Genomic DNA, 17,219 nt, shown 5'->3' with positions numbered 1-17,219 from the left:
ACTGGACCGCTGCCGCGGCGGGGGCGGCCGACCAAGGGATCACAGGGCGACGAGGCGGAGTGAACGGTCCGGGGCACGCGCCCCGGACCGTTTTTTCGCGTCCCCCGAACTCCTCCCGGACTCCTCCCGAACTCCTCCCGAAGACCTCCCGAAGACTTCCGGGAATCCCGCCCGCGTCGCGCTATACACGCCACGTATACCCACTATGTATAGTGACGGCCATGTCCATCGGTCACACCCTTCTGGGACTTCTCGAGTCCGGGCCACGACACGGCTACGACCTCAAGCGCACCTTCGACGCCACCTTCGGGCACGACAAGCCGCTGCACTACGGACAGGTCTACTCGACCATGTCCCGGCTCCTGAAGAACGGTCTGGTCGAGGTCGACGGGATCGAGGCCGGCGGCGGCCCGGAGCGCAAGCGCTACGCCATCACCGACGCCGGCATCACCGATGTCCAGCGCTGGCTCGCCACCCCCGAGGCGCCCGAGCCCTACCTCCAGTCCGTCCTCTACACCAAGATCGTCCTGGCGCTGCTCACCGAGCGCGACGCCGTCACGGTCCTGGACGCCCAGCGCGCCGAGCACCTGCGCATGATGCGCATCCTCACCGACCGCAAGCGCAAGGGCGACCTCGCCGACCAGCTGATCTGCGACCATGCCCTCTTCCACCTCGAAGCGGACCTGCGGTGGCTCGAACTCACCGCCGCGCGCCTGGACAAGCTCGCCGCGGAGGTGCGCAAGCCATGACCCCTGCCGGTTCCCTCCTGGCCGCCGACGGTCTCCACAAGACCTACGGCGCCACCAAGGCGCTCGACGGCGCCGAGTTCTCCGTCCACCCCGGCGAGGTCGTCGCCGTCATGGGCCCCTCGGGCTCCGGCAAGTCGACTCTCCTGCACTGCCTCGCCGGCATCGTCACGCCCGACGAAGGCACCATCACCTACGCGGGACAGAACCTCGCCGGCATGTCCGACGCCGCACGCAGCGCCCTGCGCCGCAGCGACTTCGGCTTCGTCTTCCAGTTCGGCCAGCTCGTCCCCGAACTCACCTGCCTGGAGAACGTCGCCCTGCCCCTGCGCCTGGGCGGCGCCAGGCGCAAGGCCGCCGAGGCCACCGCCCGTACGTGGATGGAGCGCCTGGAGGTCGACGACCTCACCGGCAAGCGCCCCGGCGAGGTCTCCGGCGGCCAGGGCCAGCGCGTCGCCGTCGCCCGCGCCCTGGCCACGAGCCCCCGCGTCCTGTTCGCCGACGAACCCACCGGCGCCCTCGACTCCCTCAACGGCGAGCGCGTCATGGAACTGCTCACCGAGGCCGCCCGGTCCGCCAACGCCGCCGTCGTCCTCGTCACCCACGAAGCCCGCGTCGCCGCCTACTCGGACCGCGAGATCATCGTCCGTGACGGCAGGTCCCGCGACATGGAGCGCATCGCATGAGCGCGACGCGCACGAAGCCGCAGCCCGCGCCTGCCGCCACCGCGTCGGGCTCCGCCCCCACCGGCGTGCCCGCCTGGATCCGCGACCTGGGCATGGGCATACGCTTCGCGGCCGCCGGCGGGCGCGAGGGCTGGATCCGCACGATCCTCACCGCTGTCGGCGTGGGCCTCGGCGTCGCGCTGCTGCTCGGCGCCGCGTCCGTGCCGTACCTGACCGACCACCGCAGCGACCGCTCCTCGGCGCGTGAGGCCGCGGACCGGATGGCCCTCGCGGGCAAGATCAAGCGGTCGGACACGACCGTGCTGATGCGGGACACGTTCACGACGTTCCGCGACCGCTCGCTGGAAGGCAGGTTCGTACGGGCCGAAGGCGGCCGGCCCGTCCTGCCGCCCGGCCTCGGCAAGCTGCCCGGCGACCACGAGATGGTGGTCTCGCCCGCGCTGCGCGACCTCCTCGACGACCCCGGCGCGAGGCTCCTCAAGGAGCGCTTCCGCGACTACCGCGTCATCGGAACGATCGCCGACGCCGGCCTGGTCTCCCCGCAGGAGCTCTTCTACTACGCGGGATCCGACACCCTCACGCCCCGCGACGGCGGCTACCGCGCGGCGAAGTTCGGCACCGACCTGTCGGAGCCGCTGAACGCAATCCTGATGGTCCTCGTCGTCCTGATCTGCGTCGTGCTGCTCACGCCCGTGGCCGTCTTCATCGGTACGGCGGTGCGGTTCGGCGGCGACCGGCGCGACCGGCGCCTGGCCGCGCTGCGCCTGGTCGGCGCGGACGCCAGGGCGGTGCGGCGGATCGCGGCGGGCGAGTCGCTGTTCGGGGCCCTGCTCGGCCTGGCCGTCGGCGCCGTGTTCTTCCTCGCCCTACGGCAGCTGATCGGCGTGGTCGACCTCGACAGGGTCAGCGCGTTCCCGTCCGACCTGCAGCCGGTGCCGGTGCTCGCCGCGCTGATCGTCCTGGCCGTGCCGCTCTCTGCGGTCCTCGTCACCGTCTTCTCGCTGCGCTCGGTGGCCATCGAGCCGCTCGGTGTCGTGCGCGGGGGCGTGCCGCGCAGGCGTCGCCTGTGGTGGCGGCTGCTCCTGCCCGTCGCGGGCATCGGGATCCTCCTGGCCGTCGGCCGGGTCAGCAGTGCCGACCAGGACATCAACGCGTATGCCATCGCGACCGGCGCGACCCTGGCCCTGGTCGGGCTGAGCACGCTGCTTCCCTGGCTGCTCGAATCGGTCGTGGCCCGGCTGCGCGGCGGCCCGGTGCCGTGGCAACTGGCCACACGGCGGCTCCAGTTGAGCAGCGGCACCGCGGCCCGCGCGGTCAGCGGCATCACCATCGCGGTGGCCGGCGCGGTCGCCCTGCAGATGATGTTCGCGTCGATGCACGACGACTTCAACCGCGCGACGGGCCAGGACCCGCACCGCGCCCAGCTGACCGTGAACTCCCTGGCCGGCGACGGCAGGCTCGCGCAGCGGATGATCGACGACTTCCGTGACACGAAGGGCGTCAAGAGCGTCATCGGCACCGTGTCGACCTACGCCACGCGCCCCGGCCCGGTCCCGGAGGGCGGGATCCCGCCCACGACGATGATCAGCATCGGCACCTGCGCGACCCTGCGCGAACTGGCCCGCGTCGGCGACTGCCGCGACGGCGACACGTTCGTCTCGCACACCGGCGACCGGAAGATGAACGACTGGGTCGACGAGTCGGCGCGCCCCGGCAGGCCCGTCGACGTAGGACCCGGCGACGGCGGGAAGTCGAGCCAGGTCCTGTGGACGCTGCCCGCGGACGCCCGCACGGTCCGGGCGCGGCCCAGTCCGACCGGCGACGAGGTCGACGGCATCCTCGCCACCCCCGGCGCGATCGACATCGCGAAACTGACCGAGGCCACGACCACCGCCATGGTGCAGATCGACCCGGAGGCGCCGGACGCCGAGGAGTACGTGCGCAACACCGCAGCCCATATCGATCCGATGCTCGACGTGATGTCGATCAAGGCGGTCAACCGCGACCAGCAGTACGCGAGCATCGCGCGGGGACTGCAGATCGGCGCCGCCGCGACGATGGCCCTGATCGCGGCGTCCATGCTGGTCTCCACGGTGGAGCAACTGCGGGAGCGCAAGCGGCTGCTGGCGGCCCTGACCGCGTTCGGCACGCGACGCCGGTCGATGGCCTGGTCGGTCCTGTGGCAGACGGCGATCCCGGTCGCCCTCGGCCTCGGCCTGGCGATCGGGGGCGGGCTCGGCCTGGGCTACGTCATGACCCGCATGATCGACAAGCAGGTGACCGACTGGTGGGCGTTCGCACCCCTGACAGCGGGCGGCGCCGGACTCGTCGCGGTGGTGACACTGCTGAGCCTGCCGCCACTGTGGCGCATGATGCGGCCGGACGGCCTGCGCACCGAGTGACACACCCTGCCGGTACGGGACTTGCCCCCAAGAGCTGGGGTCACAGCACCCGTACCGGCAGCGGCCGCACCGCCTCGCGCAGGGCCGCGGCCAGCTCCTCGTACTCCGCGCCGCGCGCGGCGCCCGTCCGCATGGCGAGGGCGATGCGGCGGGTCGGCGCCGGGTCCTCGAAGAACCCGGTGAGCAACTGGCTGCTGCGGCTGGCCTCCACGGCGAGCGCGGTGCGCGGCAGCAGCGTCACGCCGAGCCCGCCCGCGACCAGCTGGACCAGCGTGGACAGGCCGGCCGCCGTCGTGGTCACCGGGGCGTCCGCGCGGCCGGCCTCGCGGCAGATGTCGAGCGCCTGGTCCCGCAGGCAGTGCCCCTCGTCGAGCAGCAGCAGCCGCAGCTCGCGCAGCGCCTCGCGCGGGATGCCCTCGCGGCCCCCGAGCCAGTGGTCGAGCGGCGTGACGAGCACGAAGTCCTCGTCGAACAGGGGCAGTTCGGTGACGCCGGGCATCCCGAGCGGCACGGCGAGGAGCAGCAGATCGAGCCGCCCCGCCGCGAGCCCTTCGAGCAGGGACGACGTCTGCTCCTCGTGGACCTGGAGGTCCAGGTCCGGGTACTTCTCGTGGACGAGGCGCAGGACGGCCGGCAGGAGGTAGGGCGCGACGGTGGGGATGGCGCCGAGGCGGAGCGCTCCCGTGAACGGCGCCCGTACCGCCTCGGCCTCCTCCATCAGCGCGCCCACCTCGTCGAGCACGGCCTTCGCGCGCACCGCGAGCCGCTCGCCCTCGGGCGAGAGCAGCACCTTGCGGGTCGTGCGTTCGAGCAGCGTCACGCCGAGGGACTCCTCCAGGGCGGACACGGCGCCGGAGAGCGCGGGCTGGCTCATGCCGATCGCGGCCGCGGCGTCCCGGAAGTGCAGATGCTCGGCGACGGCGGCGAAGGCCCGCAGCTGCGCGAGGCTCGGCTGTCGCCGCTTGGTGCTGGCCACGGTCACTCCCCTTACCTACGGCTACTGATAGCCGGGTCCGATCAACACAACCGAGTCTAGCTATTTCCATAATCAATGCACCCTGTGCCACGATCGGGCCCAGTCCAACCCCCCTTGGAAAGCCCTCAAAAGGGGCCCCTCCATGCTGCAAGGAGTAGTGCGTGCTCACTGTCGGTGACAAGTTCCCCCAGTTCGACCTGACTGCCTGTGTCTCCCTGGAGAAGGGCAAGGAGTTCGAGCAGATCGACCACAAGACCTACGAGGGCAAGTGGAAGATCGTCTTCGCGTGGCCCAAGGACTTCACCTTCGTGTGCCCGACCGAGATCGCCGCGTTCGGCAAGCTGAACGACGAGTTCGCCGACCGTGACGCCCAGATCCTCGGCTTCTCCGGCGACTCCGAGTTCGTGCACCACGCCTGGCGCAAGGACCACCCGGACCTGACCGACCTCCCCTTCCCGATGCTCGCCGACTCGAAGCACGAGCTCATGCGCGACCTCGGCATCGAGGGCGAGGACGGCTTCGCGCAGCGCGCCGTCTTCATCGTCGACCAGAACAACGAGATCCAGTTCACGATGGTGACCGCCGGTTCCGTGGGCCGTAACCCCAAGGAGGTCCTGCGGGTCCTCGACGCCCTGCAGACCGACGAGCTGTGCCCGTGCAACTGGACCAAGGGCGAGAACACCCTCGACCCGGTCGCGCTCCTGTCGGGCGAGTGATCTGACATGGCTCTCGACGAACTGAAGTCCGCCGTCCCGGACTACGCCAAGGACCTGCGCCTGAACCTCGGCTCGGTCATCGGCAACTCGGACCTGCCGCAGCAGCAGCTGTGGGGCACCGTGCTCGCCTGCGCGATCGCGTCCCGCTCCCCGCGCGTCCTGCGCGAGCTGGAGCCCGAGGCGAAGGCGAACCTGTCGCCGGAGGCGTACACCGCCGCCAAGTCGGCCGCCGCCGTCATGGCGATGAACAACGTCTTCTACCGCACGCGCCACCTGCTCTCCGACCCGGAGTACGGGACGCTGCGCGCCGGCCTGCGGATGAACGTCATCGGCAACCCGGGCGTCGAGAAGGTCGACTTCGAGCTGTGGTCCCTCGCGGTCTCCGCGATCAACGGCTGCGGCCAGTGCCTCGACTCGCACGAGCAGGTGCTCCGCAAGGCGGGCGTCGACCGCGAGACGATCCAGGAAGCGTTCAAGATCGCCGCGGTCATCCAGGCCGTGGGCGTCACGCTGGACTCCGAGGACGTCCTGTCCTGACGGACGGATCACCTCGGTAGGCGCATACGCGAACGCCGGGCGGGCTGAAGGAAATTCAGCCCGCCCGGCGTTCTCGTGCGTCCGGCGTTCTCGTGTGTCCGGACGAATGGCCCTAGGCCTTCCCGGCCGTCGGATCGACCGGTGCCACGTCGACGGCGGTCGCCCCGTGCGGCGGAGGCGACTGCCGCAGCGCCGCCTCACGCGAGTACGAGCGCAGATAGCCGACGACGGTGTTCGTCACGGCCACGAGCGGCACCGCCACCACGGCCCCGCCGATCCCGTTCACCAGGCCCCCGGCCGCGACGGAGAGCACCACCGCGAGCGGATGCACCCGCACGGCCCGGCCCAGGATGAAGGGCTGGAGGATGTGGCCCTCGATCTGCTGCACGGCCAGTACCACCGCGAGCGTCATGACGGCCGTGAAGACGCCCTGGGTCACCAGGGCCACCACCACCGCGAGTGCTCCCGAAATCACCGCGCCCACCAGCGGGATGAACGCGAACAGGAAGATGAAGACGGCGAGCGGCACCGCCATCGGGACCCCGAGGAAGAAGATGCCGAGCCCGATGAAGATCGCGTCGATGAGCGCGACTATCACCGTGCCGCGCACATACGCGGTGAGCGTGCGCCAGGCCCGCGGCCCCGCACCGGCGATGCCCGGACGGGCCTGCGCCGGGACGAGCCTGGTGGTCCACTCCCAGATGCGCCGGCCGTCGTAGAGCAGGAAAAGCGTCGAGAACATGGTGAGCAGGATGCCGGTGAGGGCCTCGACGATGACGGTCACGCCTTCGAGGCCCGCGGACGTGATCTGGTCGGTGTTGGCGCCGACCGCGTCCCGCAGGGACTTGGCGATGTCGTTGATCTGGCTCTCGGTCACATGGAACGGACTGTTGAGGAGCCAGTTGCGCAGCTCGTCGATGCCGTCCTGGATCTGGCCCGAGAGGTTGTCGATGTTCTCCTGGACCTGCCAGACGACGAACCAGCCGACAAGTCCCATGATGACGAAGCCGAGGATCGCGGTGAGTGCGGTGGCCAGGCCCCGCGGCACGCCGTGCCTCCTCAGGCGGGCCACGGTCGGCTGGAGGAGCGCGGTGATGAGCATCGCGGCGACGAACGCGTACACCACCAGCTGCACCGCGCTGATGACCCTCATCAGGACCCAGAGGGCGCCCGCCAGGACGAGCAGCCGCCAGCCGGCCTCGGCCGCGACGCGCATCCCCCACGGCACGGCCGCGACGGGGTCGGGCCTGGCCGCTATCGCGGGGGCGTACGCGGGCGGCGGGGGTACGTGGTCGCCGCCGCCGTTCTCCGGCCGGGTGACGGGCACTTGGGTCGCTTCGGCGGCCGCGTGCACGGGTGTCTGAGCGGCATCACGGGTGGGACGAGGGGCGGGTCGAGGGGCGGACCCGGTGGCGGCATCCGGAACGTAGTCGTCCCCGCGGTCGTCGCGCTCGGCCTCGGCGCGGCGCTCGTCCAACCGCTCCCCCATCCGGCTGAGTTCACTGCCGAGCCGGCCGAGCCATCCTGGAACTCGCGACATGATCCGCCCTCTTCCCCCGTGCTCTCTCACCACTCCCCCGGGAGTCGTCGGCTCCGACCGTACATGCCCGAAGCCCCTCACCGTAGGACGGCGAGGGGCTCAGGAAGGTTGACGGGCCAGGGGCCCGTCATGAAGCTGTACCGGCTTCTAGTACCAGTGGTTGGCCTGCCAGAAGCTCCAGGCCTCGCACGGGCTGCCGTAGCGGCTGTCCATGTAGTTGAGGCCCCACTTGATCTGGGTGGCCGGGTTGGTCTGCCAGTCGGCGCCCGCGGTGGAGTACTTGGACGCGGGCAGCGCCTGGAAGAGACCGTAGGCGCCGGAGGAGGCGTTGGTCGCGCGGTAGTTCCAGCTGGACTCGTGGTCCACGATGTTGCTGAAGCACTGGAACTGCCCGGCGGGGACCATCTGACGCGCCATCGCCTGAATCTGCGACGTCGAGTAAGAGGCCTGCGCGGCGAAGCTGGAGGCGTCGCGGGTGGCCGAGCGACTGGCGGCCTTCTTGGCCTCCTCGCGCTCCTTGGCTTCCTTCTCCGCCTTGGCCTTGGCGTCGGCGGCGGCCTGCTGCTTGGCAACGGCGTCCTCGGCGGCCTTCTTACGGGCTGCTTCCTCCGCCGACTTCTGAGCGGCGTTGTCCGCGGCGATGGCCTGCGTCTCCGCCTGCTGCGTCAGTGTGGCGGTCTGCACCTGGGCCTGCTGGCCCGCGGGTATGTCGGCGAGGAGGGTCGCGTCGCTCGCCGTGGCCTCAGCCTCGTTGTTGGAGGGCTGAGCGGTGCTGCCCGAGGCAACACCCACGACTGCGCCGACTGTGGTGACCGCGGTGGCCGAAGCCACTGCGAATCCCCGGACCGAAATCCGGCTCACACGGTTTCCTTCCAGCATCGCCCGCTGTAGGTGACCCTCGCGGACGCAATCGTGCCCCTGGCGCTGGCCTCCCAACTGCGGGGTCACGGGAGACACGGGCCCGATGGGCAACTCCCGCTAAGGGAGAGCCGCGTGGTGCACGGGCGGCATACGACGGCCTCTGTGAAGTTCTGGTGTCCGTGGTGCTCGTAATGCTGTGGATGCACAAGTGTCGTATGCGGGGCCTGACAGGACTGAGACTCTGCCGGACGCGGTTGCCTCAAGGCAATTCTCATCCAAGTGGGAAAGCTCACACCTCGTTTGCCCCAGCGGTTTCACGGAAACAAGCGCACGGCACAACGCCGCCCGGCTAAGCTCCTGCGCTTCGCCGGGCGGCGCCAACTACCGCGTAACCCCTACAAGATGGGGCGCTTCGCTCCCTCTCTCCTCACAGGGGGCCGTCCTCCAGCATCTCGGTGACCAGGGCCGCGATCTGCGAGCGCTCCGACCGCGTGAGCGTGACGTGCGCGAACAGCGGGTGCCCCTTCAGCTTTTCGACGACGGCGACCACTCCGTCGTACCGGCCGACCCGGAGGTTGTCGCGCTGTGCCACGTCGTGCGTGAGCACAACCCGTGAATTCGCCCCGATCCTCGACAGAACGGTCAAAAGGACGTTCCGTTCGAGGGATTGGGCCTCGTCCACGATCACGAACGCGTCGTGCAGGGAACGGCCGCGGATGTGGGTGAGCGGCAGGACCTCCAGCATGCCGCGCGCGGTGACCTCCTCGATGACGGCCTTGCCGGCGACCGACCCGAGCGTGTCGAAGACCGCCTGCGCCCACGGGCCCATCTTCTCGGCCTCGGTGCCGGGCAGATAGCCGAGCTCCTGGCCGCCCACCGCGTACAGCGGGCGGAAGACCATCACCTTCTGGTGCTGGCGCCGTTCGAGCACCGCTTCGAGGCCCGCGCACAGCGCGAGCGCCGACTTGCCGGTGCCGGCCCGGCCTCCCATCGACAGGATCCCGACGTCCGGGTCGAGGAGCAGATCGAGCGCGATGCGCTGCTCGGCGCTGCGTCCCTTGATGCCGAACGCCTCGCGGTCGCCGCGCACCAGACGGACGTTGCCCTCGGCCGTGATCCTGCCGAGCGCCTTGCCGCGCTCGGACTGGATGGTGAGGCCGGTGTGGACGGGCAGCTCCGCCGCCTCCGGAACGTACAGGCTCTCCTCCTCGAAGAGGAGGTCCACCTGTTCACCGGAGAGCCGCAGTTCGGACATTCCGGTCCAGCCCGAGTCCGTGATGGCGAGCTCGGCGCGGTACTCCTCGGCGAGCAGGCCCACCGACGACGCCTTGATGCGCAGCGGCAGGTCCTTGGAGACGACGGTGACGTCGTACCCCTCGGCCTGGAGGTTGCGGGCGACGGCGAGGATGCGGGAGTCGTTGTCCCCCAGGCGGTACCCCGCCGGGAGAACGCCCGGATCCGAGTGGTTGAGCTCGACGCGCAGGGTCCCGCCCAGATCGCCGATGGGGATCGGGGCGTCCAGGCGTCCGTGCCGGATACGGAAGTCGTCGAGCAGGCGCAGGGCCTGCCGGGCGAAGTATCCGAGCTCCGGATGGTGCCGCTTGGCCTCCAGTTCCGTGACCACGACGATCGGGAGCACCACTTCGTGCTCGTCGAACCTGGTCAGGGCGTTCGGGTCGGCCAGCAGGACGCTGGTGTCGAGAACATAAGTGCGCCGGTCGGGCTGGCGCTTGTTGCTGGTCACCACGGAAGGACGTACCCCCTCGGATGAGGTCGGGGAGCGACAGAGGGATCCAGGGCCGGGCGGGGCGGGTCGTACCCGCCGGTCGACGGCCGCGATGCGTGGGCCGTGGACCGGCCCCCAGCCTCTCCAGCGGAGCATGTGCTCCCCGCAGGGTCGTCGTGGCGCAAAGGGCCTCCCGGGCGGACAGCCCCGTGCCGTCCGCTGAGACTCGACGTCCGTGAATCGGACATCGACCTGGAAGGCTTATTCCCTCGAACACGCGCGGCCATGCCACGGCATATGACGGCGCGCGCGTTAACTCCTGGTGACGTACGTCCCCGGGGTCAGCCGCCGTAACGCCGGTGGCGGGCGGCGTAGTCGCGCAGGGCGCGCAGGAAGTCCACCTTGCGGAAGGCGGGCCAGAAGACTTCACAGAAGTAGTACTCGGAGTGGGCCGACTGCCAGAGCATGAATCCGGACAGGCGCTGCTCGCCGCTCGTGCGGATGACGAGGTCCGGGTCGGGCTGCCCGCTGGTGTAGAGGTGCTTCGAGATCTGGTCGATGTCGACGCTCTCGGCGATCTCCTCGAGGCTGGTGCCCTTGTCCGCGTGGTCGAGCAGCAGGGAGCGCACCGCGTCGGCGATCTCCTGGCGGCCGCCGTAGCCGACCGCGACGTTCACGAGTATCCCCGCGTTGTCGGCGGTGGCCTGCTCGGCCTCCTTGAGGACGGTCTGGGTGCGGGCGGGGAGAAGGTCGAGGGTGCCGACGTGGTGGACGCGCCAGCGGCCGTCGACGGCGAGGCTGCGGACGGTCTCCTCGATGATGCCGAGGAGCGGCCTCAGCTCCTCCTCGGGACGGTCGAAGTTGTCCGTCGACAGCATCCAGAGGGTGACGACCTCGACGTCCGTCTCGGCACACCAGCCGAGGAACTCCTCGATCTTGTACGCACCGGCCTGGTGGCCCTGCGCCGCAGTGCCACCGGAGGCCTTGGCCCAGCGCCTGTTCCCGTCGAGGATGACCCCGATGTGTTTGGGCACCTGATCGTGGTCGAGGCGGCCTTCCACCCGGCGTGCGTAAAGTCCGTACACCAGGTCGCGCAGGTTCACTGTCTTTCAGCCCCTCCGTGCAGACGGCAGTCCCCGAGGGCGAAGCCTACCGCTGCTGGGCGCCGTCCTCACTGTGGGGTGTCTGCGCTCCGGTGCTGTGGGCTGTCGGTGCTCTGACGTAGCTTCGTACCCATGAACGACATGTCTTCGTACCGCGCCGCCGCGGACCGCTACGACTCGATGGAGTACCGGCGCACCGGCCGCAGCGGGCTCAAGCTGCCCGCGATCTCGCTCGGCCTGTGGCACAACTTCGGTGACGACCGCACCCTGGACTCGCAGCGGGAGATCCTCCGCCGCGCTTTTGACATCGGTGTCACCCACTTCGACCTGGCGAACAACTACGGGCCGCCCGCCGGCTCCGCCGAGCTGAACTTCGGCAAGATGTTCGCCCAGGACTTCGCCCCGTACCGGGACGAGCTGGTCATTTCGACCAAGGCGGGCTATCTCATGCATCCGGGCCCGTACGGGGAGTGGGGCAGCCGCAAGTACCTGCTGTCGTCCCTCGACGCGTCCCTGTCCCGGATGGGCCTCGACTACGTCGACATCTTCTACTCGCACCGCTTCGACCCGGACACCCCGCTCGAGGAGACGATGGGCGCGCTCGCGTCCGCCGTGCAGCAGGGCAAGGCGCTGTACGTGGGTGTCTCCTCGTACAACAGCGAGCAGACCGCCGAGGCGGCGCGCCTGCTGAAGGAGATGGGCGTCCCGGCGCTCATCCACCAGCCCTCGTACTCGATGATCAACCGCTGGACCGAGGACGACGGCCTGCTGGACACGCTGGAGACGGCCGGCATGGGCTGCATCTCCTTCGTGCCGCTCGCGCAGGGCCTGCTCACGGACAAGTACCTGAAGGGCATCCCGGAGGGGTCGCGCGCCACACAGGGCAAGTCCCTCGACCCGGGCCTCGCGGGCGACTCCGAGGTGATCCGCCGGCTGAACGGGCTGAACGACATCGCCCAGCGCCGCGGCCAGTCCCTCGCGCAGCTCGCGCTCAACTGGGTGCTGCGGGACGAGCGGATGACGTCGGCCCTGATCGGCGCTTCCAGCGTCCGCCAGTTGGAGGAGAACGTGGCGGCTCTCGCGGGCCCGAAGCTCACCGAAGAAGAGCTGTCCGAAATCGACTCGTTCGCGGTGTCGACCCCGGGCACGAACATCTGGGCCGGGCGGAGCTGACTCCTCCCGTTCCGTTCCGCGGGCCGCGGCCCTCGCGCTGTGCGCCGGGGGTACGCGGCCCGCGGAACCACGCGCCCGCGCTCGCCTGGCTGAGCAGGACGACCACGACGACCGCTCCGACCAGCGCGATGGGGCCGCCGATGTTGCCGCGCAGCGTTGCGCTCAGGCCGAGCAGGATCTGCACGCCCGCGATGACGATCGACGTGACGCGCAGCCCGCGGCCCGCCTTCCCGTAGAAGCAGGCGAGGGCCAGCAGCGCGACGCCGAAGACGTTCCCGCCGAACGCGGCGCCGGCGCCCCGCGCCCCCTCCGTGACCCCGACGGCCACGGAGGCGAGGAGGGCGAGGCCGACCATCACTTACGCGCTCGTCCGGGCGGCGCGGAGCGAGGACGGCATGCTCAGGGGCGGCGCGGGGGCGCGACTGCGGGTTCTCCCCGTACGGCCCGGGCGCGTTGCAGGGGCCGGGGATATAGGGGAGGGGAGCGCCGCGCTGACCTGGGCTGCCGTACGGGCCGGGGGCGCTGGGCGGCGCCTGGTGCGGATGGTCGTTCGGCATGCCGCGGACTCCCATCCCGGCGCCACGACCCGGGGGCGCACCCGCGCGGCCCGGCCGGAGACAAAAAACGGGCCGGTCCGTGGGGGGGAGACGGACCGGCCCGAGGGGGGGGTTTCCACCATAACCCTTCGTAAGTGATGGTGGGTGCATCGGCGTGCCACAACTACTCTCCGAAGTCGCGCGGCGACGGCTGGAGGTATGTTTCCGGCCGCTTCGCGCGGGGTTTCGCAACGGTTTTCCCGGCTTACGGCCCGTGCGGGGCGTCCCCCTCACGGGTTAGTCGCGCGATGAACGCGGGCTTGACGTCCGAGCGGCCCGGAGGTTGGCTGCGCACCCATGGCGACCTTCACCGTGCCGGGAATCGAGGCCGAACTGCCGCTGGAAATCGCGGAGTCGGGGCGGGCTCGGCGACGCGGGCTGCTCGGCCGGGACGGGGTGAACGGCGCGCTCCTGCTGACGCCGTCGTCGAGCGTGCACACCCTGGGGATGCGCTTCGTCATAGATGTGGCGTATTTGGACCGGCGTGGCACGGTGCTCGCCGTGCGGACGATGCGGCCGGGCCGGATCGGACTCCCCCGGTTGCGCGCCCGGCGCGTCCTGGAGTCGGAGGCGGGGGCGATGGCCCGCTGGGGGGTGCGGCGGGGGGTGCGGGTGACGGTGCTGGGGCGGTGACGGCGTCTCGCGTCTCGCGTCTCGCGTCTCGCGTCTCGCGTCTCGCGTCTCGCGTCTCGCGTCTCGCGTCTCGCGTCTCGCGTCTCGCGTCTCGCGTCTCGCGGGATGGTCTGGTGATCGCGGGAGGTCCAGTGACCGTAGATGAGGGGGAGGCTCGCGGCACCGCGCAGCCCCCTCCACTGCACGGTGCCGCCGCGCAGCTTTGCTCACGCGAATCGCCTTGGTCTGAACCTACGTGACGGTGACACGTGTAGCGAGCCATTGTCGATAACGATGCGGAATCGGTTGGACGGAGGGCCTCCGCAAAGACACCCCGAACTCCGCCCGGTTGCACACCAATTGCCATGAATCACCCTGCGATCGGCTTGCGGGCCTCGATGAGGTGGCGGGTGCTGTGGGCGACGAACGGCCCTTCCTCCGCGATCCGTTCATGCAGTTCCAGGAGCTGCGGCCGGTACGCCTCTACGGTGAAGCCCGGGACCATCCAGATCACCTTGCGCAGGAAGTGGACGACGGCCCCGACGTCGTAGAACTCGATGCGCAGACGCTCCGCCCGCAGGTCGACGACGTCGAGGCCGGCCGCCTCGGCCTCGGCGCGCTCGCCCTCCGGGTCACGGCCGTTCCTGACCTCTTCCGGCTGCGGACCGAGGAAGAACTCGACGACCTCGAAGACGCTGCTCGGGCCGACGTGCTGCGCGAAGTACGTACCGCCGGGCGTCAGCACCCGGGCGATCTCGGCGAACGGGGCCTTCACGGGGTGGCGGCTGGTCACCAGGTCGAACGTGCCACCGGCGAACGGCAGCGGCGCCCCTTCCGGCGAGGCGACGACCACGACGCCACGCGGGGCGAGCAGCGCCGAGGCCTTGGCGACGTTGGGCGGCCAGCCCTCGGTGGCGGCGATCAGCGGCGGCAGCTTCGGGGCGGAGGCGAGGACCTCGCCGCCGCCGGTCTGGAGGTCGAGCCCGGCCGAGGCCCGGCCCATGCGCTCGCCCATGGCGCGCGCGTATCCCCAGGAAGGCCGCTCCTCGGCGGCCCGGCCCTCGAACCAGGAGAAGTCCCAACCCTCAACGGGGGCGACGGCCGCCTCCGTGACGAGCTCGTCGAAGGGGCGGCCGGCGTGGGTGGGGGGTGTGCTCATGGGGCCATGTTGGCAGCGCCGTACCCGCGACGGCACGTGCTTTTGTACCGGCCGCGCCGCCCGTTGATTCGGCGCTCCTCGGGAGGGCGTGCTGTCGGCGGGCGCTGCTACGTTCCCCGGCATGGGAATCCACGTGCCCTACACCGGGGGCGAGAAGGAAAGTCTGCTGGCGGCGCTCGACCGGCATCGTGACGTCGTGCTCTGGAAGCTGGAGGGCCTCGACGAGGAGCAGGTGCGGCGGCCGATGGCGCCGTCGGGGAACAGCCTCCTCGGCCTGGTCAAGCATCTGGCGTCGGTCGAGTACAGCTGGTTCTGCCAGACGTTCGGGCGGCCGGTGGAGCCGCTGTGGTTCGACCCGGAGACGGACGACGACCTGCGGGTGGGCCCCGAGGAGTCCACGGAGAGCATCACCGCGTTCTACGGCCGGGCGCGGGCCGCGGCCGACGCCGTGATCGCCGGGGTCGGGCTCGAAGAGACCGGTACGTCGTGGGACGGCAGGAAGGTGTCGATGCGGTGGGTGCTCATCCACATGCTGGAGGAGACGGCCCGGCACGCGGGCCACATCGACATCCTGCGGGAACTGATCGACGGGGCGGCGGGCGATCACCAGGGAACGTCCAGGGCGTGATCGTCGGGTGCCGGCGACGGATTGCGGGGCGGCCGGCGGCTCCGTGATCGGGGGGCGCCGGGGCTGGAATTGCGGGCGACGGCGGCCTGATCGGGGGGTGCCGGGGGCTGGAATTCATGGCGACGGCGGCGTGATCGTGGCCGGGCTCTGACCGAGACCGGGCGCTGCGTTGTCGCGCGGCTGCCGCATCATCGTCGCCGGGGCCAGACCGAGACCGGGCGCTGCGTTGTCGCGCGGCTGCCGCGTCATCGTCGCCCGGCTCTGCCCGAACTCCCGCCCGGTTCACGGGCCGGCCCGCTGACGTGGGCGGGGGAGGCCACCGTCCGCCCGGCCTCGGCCCACGGGGGTTCTGCACGTACTCTGGGCGGATCCGCTCCGGGCACCGCTGCCCGACACAGGTAACGGCACCGTCCGTCCCGCGCCGAAATGCGAGCACATGTCCGATCGTTCCCTCCGCTCCGTTCGTTCTGCCCGTTCAGCGATAGCGGCCTGGCTCACCCGCCTCTACTTCGCCCGGCTCCGGAAGAAGGGCGGACTCGACCTCTCCGTCCTCTCGAAGCTGCCCGACGCCGCGCTCCTTCCGCTGCGCCGCGAGGGCCTCGACCCGGTGGCCGAGATCGGCGAGCTGCGCGACCGGGAGCCGGTCAGCAGACTGCCCATCCCCGGCATGACCGTCTGGCTGGTCACCGGCTACGACGAGGCGAAGGCCGTACTCGGCCACGGGTCCGCCTTCAGCAACGACTTCCGGAACCTGGTCGGCAACACCGGTGTCACCGACGACCAGAACCCGGGCGGGCTCGGCTTCACCGACCCGCCGGACCACACCCGGCTGCGGAAGATGCTGACGCCGGAGTTCACGATGCGCCGGCTGTCCCGGCTCACGCCCCGTATCCACGCCATCGTCGAGGAGCGCCTCGCCGACCTCGCGAAGGCGGCGGACGGCGACGGCGCCGTGGACCTCGTCGAGCACTTCGCGATGCCGGTGCCCGCGCTGGTGATCTGCGAACTGCTCGGCGTCCCCTACGAGGACCGGGACGACTTCCAGCAGTTCTCCGTGGCCCGCTTCGACGTGTTCGGCGGCGCGGGCGCGTCGTTCAGCGCCGTGTCGCAGTCCCTCGACTACCTGCGCGGGATCGTCGCCGAGCAGCGCCGCAACCCCGGCGACGGCCTGCTAGGCATGCTCGTACGCGAATACGGCGACTCCATCACGGACGAGGAGCTCACGGGCCTCGCCGACGGCGTCCTCACCGGCGGCCTGGAGACCACCGCGAGCATGCTGGCGCTCGGGACGCTCATCCTGCTCCAGAACCCCGAACACTTCGCGGCGCTGCGCGACGCGGAGGACCCGGAGGCCGTCGCCGCGCCCTTCGTCGACGAGCTGCTGCGCCATCTGACCGTCGTCCAGACCGCGTTCCCGCGCTTCGCGCGCGAGGATGTCGAGATAGGCGGGGTCCAGATATCCGGCGGGGACATCGTCCTCGTCTCCCTCAGCGCCGCCGACCGCGACGCGCGCCTCGGCGAGGACATGGACCGCTTCGACCCGTCCCGCCAGGTCACCGGCTCCCACCTCGCCTTCGGCTACGGCATCCACCGCTGCATCGGCGCCGAACTCGGCAAGATGGAACTCCGCGCGGCCTTCCCCCAACTGGTCCGCCGCTTCCCGGAGTTGAAGCTCGCCGTCGAGCCCCGCGACCTGGAATTCCGCAAGCTGTCGATCGTGTACGGGGTGGACTCACTGCCGGTACGGCTCGGCTGACG

At 70.7% G+C, this 17,219-nt stretch carries 16 protein-coding genes; 9 read left to right on the top strand and 7 right to left on the bottom strand.

The annotated features are described in order from the left end of the window. Positions 1-221: 221 nt before the first annotated feature. Genes ACWIGU_RS32010 through ACWIGU_RS32000 form a run of 3 tightly spaced genes read left to right on the top strand, consistent with a single transcriptional unit; the run spans position 222 to position 3,834 of the window. Positions 222-749 carry a PadR family transcriptional regulator gene (locus ACWIGU_RS32010; protein ID WP_454405162.1) on the top strand — a complete coding sequence of 176 codons (528 nt, stop codon included), beginning with the start codon at positions 222-224 and terminating at the stop codon, positions 747-749. Next, entirely contained in the window at positions 746-1,432 is a 687-nt protein-coding gene (locus ACWIGU_RS32005; protein ID WP_454405161.1) for an ABC transporter ATP-binding protein, read from the top strand. Before ACWIGU_RS32010 ends, ACWIGU_RS32005 begins: the two co-directional genes overlap by 4 nt. Next, positions 1,429-3,834 (top strand): FtsX-like permease family protein, encoded by a 2,406-nt coding sequence (locus tag ACWIGU_RS32000; protein WP_454405160.1) that lies wholly within the window; start codon positions 1,429-1,431, stop codon positions 3,832-3,834. Before ACWIGU_RS32005 ends, ACWIGU_RS32000 begins: the two co-directional genes overlap by 4 nt. A 40-nt stretch (positions 3,835-3,874) precedes the next feature. On the opposite strand, the gene ACWIGU_RS31995 is transcribed toward ACWIGU_RS32000, so the two are convergent. After that, a complete protein-coding gene (locus tag ACWIGU_RS31995) occupies positions 3,875-4,810 on the bottom strand; it encodes a LysR substrate-binding domain-containing protein (protein WP_454405159.1) in 936 nt (311 codons plus the stop codon). A 161-nt stretch (positions 4,811-4,971) separates the two neighbouring features. Between ACWIGU_RS31995 and ACWIGU_RS31990 the strand changes: the two genes are divergently transcribed. Next, a complete protein-coding gene (locus ACWIGU_RS31990; RefSeq protein ID WP_100598182.1) occupies positions 4,972-5,526 on the top strand; it encodes a peroxiredoxin in 555 nt (184 codons plus the stop codon). A gap of 6 nt (positions 5,527-5,532) precedes the next feature. Continuing rightward, positions 5,533-6,063: an alkyl hydroperoxide reductase gene (locus tag ACWIGU_RS31985; RefSeq protein ID WP_100598183.1), complete on the top strand. Its 531-nt coding sequence runs from the start codon at positions 5,533-5,535 to the stop codon at positions 6,061-6,063. A gap of 112 nt (positions 6,064-6,175) precedes the next feature. Here ACWIGU_RS31985 and ACWIGU_RS31980 read toward each other — a convergent pair whose 3' ends face one another. From ACWIGU_RS31980 to ACWIGU_RS31965, 4 genes are all read right to left on the bottom strand, one after another. Continuing rightward, positions 6,176-7,603, bottom strand: coding sequence for an AI-2E family transporter (locus ACWIGU_RS31980; RefSeq protein ID WP_454405158.1), 1,428 nt, complete (start codon positions 7,601-7,603; stop codon positions 6,176-6,178). Positions 7,604-7,750: 147 nt separating this feature from the next. Continuing rightward, positions 7,751-8,482 carry an aggregation-promoting factor C-terminal-like domain-containing protein gene (locus ACWIGU_RS31975; RefSeq protein WP_454405157.1) on the bottom strand — a complete coding sequence of 244 codons (732 nt, stop codon included), beginning with the start codon at positions 8,480-8,482 and terminating at the stop codon, positions 7,751-7,753. A 409-nt stretch (positions 8,483-8,891) separates the two neighbouring features. Beyond that, a complete protein-coding gene (locus ACWIGU_RS31970) occupies positions 8,892-10,211 on the bottom strand; it encodes a PhoH family protein (protein WP_454405156.1) in 1,320 nt (439 codons plus the stop codon). Between the two features lie 320 nt (positions 10,212-10,531). Next, complete coding sequence (locus ACWIGU_RS31965) at positions 10,532-11,293, bottom strand: isoprenyl transferase (protein ID WP_100598187.1); 762 nt, start codon at positions 11,291-11,293, stop codon at positions 10,532-10,534. A gap of 132 nt (positions 11,294-11,425) precedes the next feature. Between ACWIGU_RS31965 and mgrA the strand changes: the two genes are divergently transcribed. Beyond that, complete coding sequence (mgrA, locus tag ACWIGU_RS31960) at positions 11,426-12,466, top strand: L-glyceraldehyde 3-phosphate reductase (RefSeq protein ID WP_329570722.1); 1,041 nt, start codon at positions 11,426-11,428, stop codon at positions 12,464-12,466. Here mgrA and ACWIGU_RS31955 read toward each other — a convergent pair. Continuing rightward, positions 12,387-12,821, bottom strand: a complete 435-nt coding sequence (locus ACWIGU_RS31955; protein ID WP_454405155.1) for a hypothetical protein — start codon at positions 12,819-12,821, stop codon at positions 12,387-12,389. The genes mgrA and ACWIGU_RS31955 overlap by 80 nt on opposite strands. Positions 12,822-13,359: 538 nt before the next feature. Here ACWIGU_RS31955 and ACWIGU_RS31950 point away from each other — a divergent pair. Next, positions 13,360-13,695 carry a DUF192 domain-containing protein gene (locus tag ACWIGU_RS31950; RefSeq protein ID WP_454405154.1) on the top strand — a complete coding sequence of 112 codons (336 nt, stop codon included), beginning with the start codon at positions 13,360-13,362 and terminating at the stop codon, positions 13,693-13,695. A 349-nt stretch (positions 13,696-14,044) separates the two neighbouring features. Here ACWIGU_RS31950 and ACWIGU_RS31945 read toward each other — a convergent pair whose 3' ends face one another. Continuing rightward, the gene (locus ACWIGU_RS31945; RefSeq protein WP_454405153.1) at positions 14,045-14,833 is read right to left on the bottom strand and encodes a class I SAM-dependent methyltransferase; all 789 of its coding nucleotides are present in this window, start codon (positions 14,831-14,833) and stop codon (positions 14,045-14,047) included. 121 nt (positions 14,834-14,954) lie between these two features. On the opposite strand from ACWIGU_RS31945, the gene ACWIGU_RS31940 reads away from it, so the two are divergent. Continuing rightward, entirely contained in the window at positions 14,955-15,461 is a 507-nt protein-coding gene (locus tag ACWIGU_RS31940; protein WP_454405152.1) for a DinB family protein, read from the top strand. 436 nt (positions 15,462-15,897) lie between these two features. After that, positions 15,898-17,217: a cytochrome P450 gene (locus ACWIGU_RS31935; protein WP_454405151.1), complete on the top strand. Its 1,320-nt coding sequence runs from the start codon at positions 15,898-15,900 to the stop codon at positions 17,215-17,217. Positions 17,218-17,219 lie beyond the last annotated feature (2 nt).

It is taken from the genome of Streptomyces sp. NPDC055400 (genome assembly GCF_053644375.1).
Note: the sequence above shows the minus strand (reverse complement) of the source record. Positions and strands in the feature narration are given on the sequence as shown.

Bases quoted from the DNA above. Each gene is read 5' to 3' on its own strand.
- ACWIGU_RS32010 (WP_454405162.1), top strand. From the start codon at position 222: ATGTCCATCGGTCACACCCTTCTGGGACTTCTCGAGTCCGGGCCACGA.
- ACWIGU_RS32005 (WP_454405161.1), top strand. From the start codon at position 746: ATGACCCCTGCCGGTTCCCTCCTGGCCGCCGACGGTCTCCACAAGACC.
- ACWIGU_RS32000 (WP_454405160.1), top strand. From the start codon at position 1,429: ATGAGCGCGACGCGCACGAAGCCGCAGCCCGCGCCTGCCGCCACCGCG.
- ACWIGU_RS31985 (WP_100598183.1), top strand. From the start codon at position 5,533: ATGGCTCTCGACGAACTGAAGTCCGCCGTCCCGGACTACGCCAAGGAC.
- ACWIGU_RS31980 (WP_454405158.1), bottom strand. From the start codon at position 7,603: ATGTCGCGAGTTCCAGGATGGCTCGGCCGGCTCGGCAGTGAACTCAGC.
- ACWIGU_RS31975 (WP_454405157.1), bottom strand. From the start codon at position 8,482: ATGCTGGAAGGAAACCGTGTGAGCCGGATTTCGGTCCGGGGATTCGCA.
- mgrA (WP_329570722.1), top strand. From the start codon at position 11,426: ATGAACGACATGTCTTCGTACCGCGCCGCCGCGGACCGCTACGACTCG.
- ACWIGU_RS31955 (WP_454405155.1), bottom strand. From the start codon at position 12,821: ATGGTCGGCCTCGCCCTCCTCGCCTCCGTGGCCGTCGGGGTCACGGAG.
- ACWIGU_RS31950 (WP_454405154.1), top strand. From the start codon at position 13,360: ATGGCGACCTTCACCGTGCCGGGAATCGAGGCCGAACTGCCGCTGGAA.
- ACWIGU_RS31945 (WP_454405153.1), bottom strand. From the start codon at position 14,833: ATGAGCACACCCCCCACCCACGCCGGCCGCCCCTTCGACGAGCTCGTC.
- ACWIGU_RS31940 (WP_454405152.1), top strand. From the start codon at position 14,955: ATGGGAATCCACGTGCCCTACACCGGGGGCGAGAAGGAAAGTCTGCTG.
- ACWIGU_RS31935 (WP_454405151.1), top strand. From the start codon at position 15,898: ATGTCCGATCGTTCCCTCCGCTCCGTTCGTTCTGCCCGTTCAGCGATA.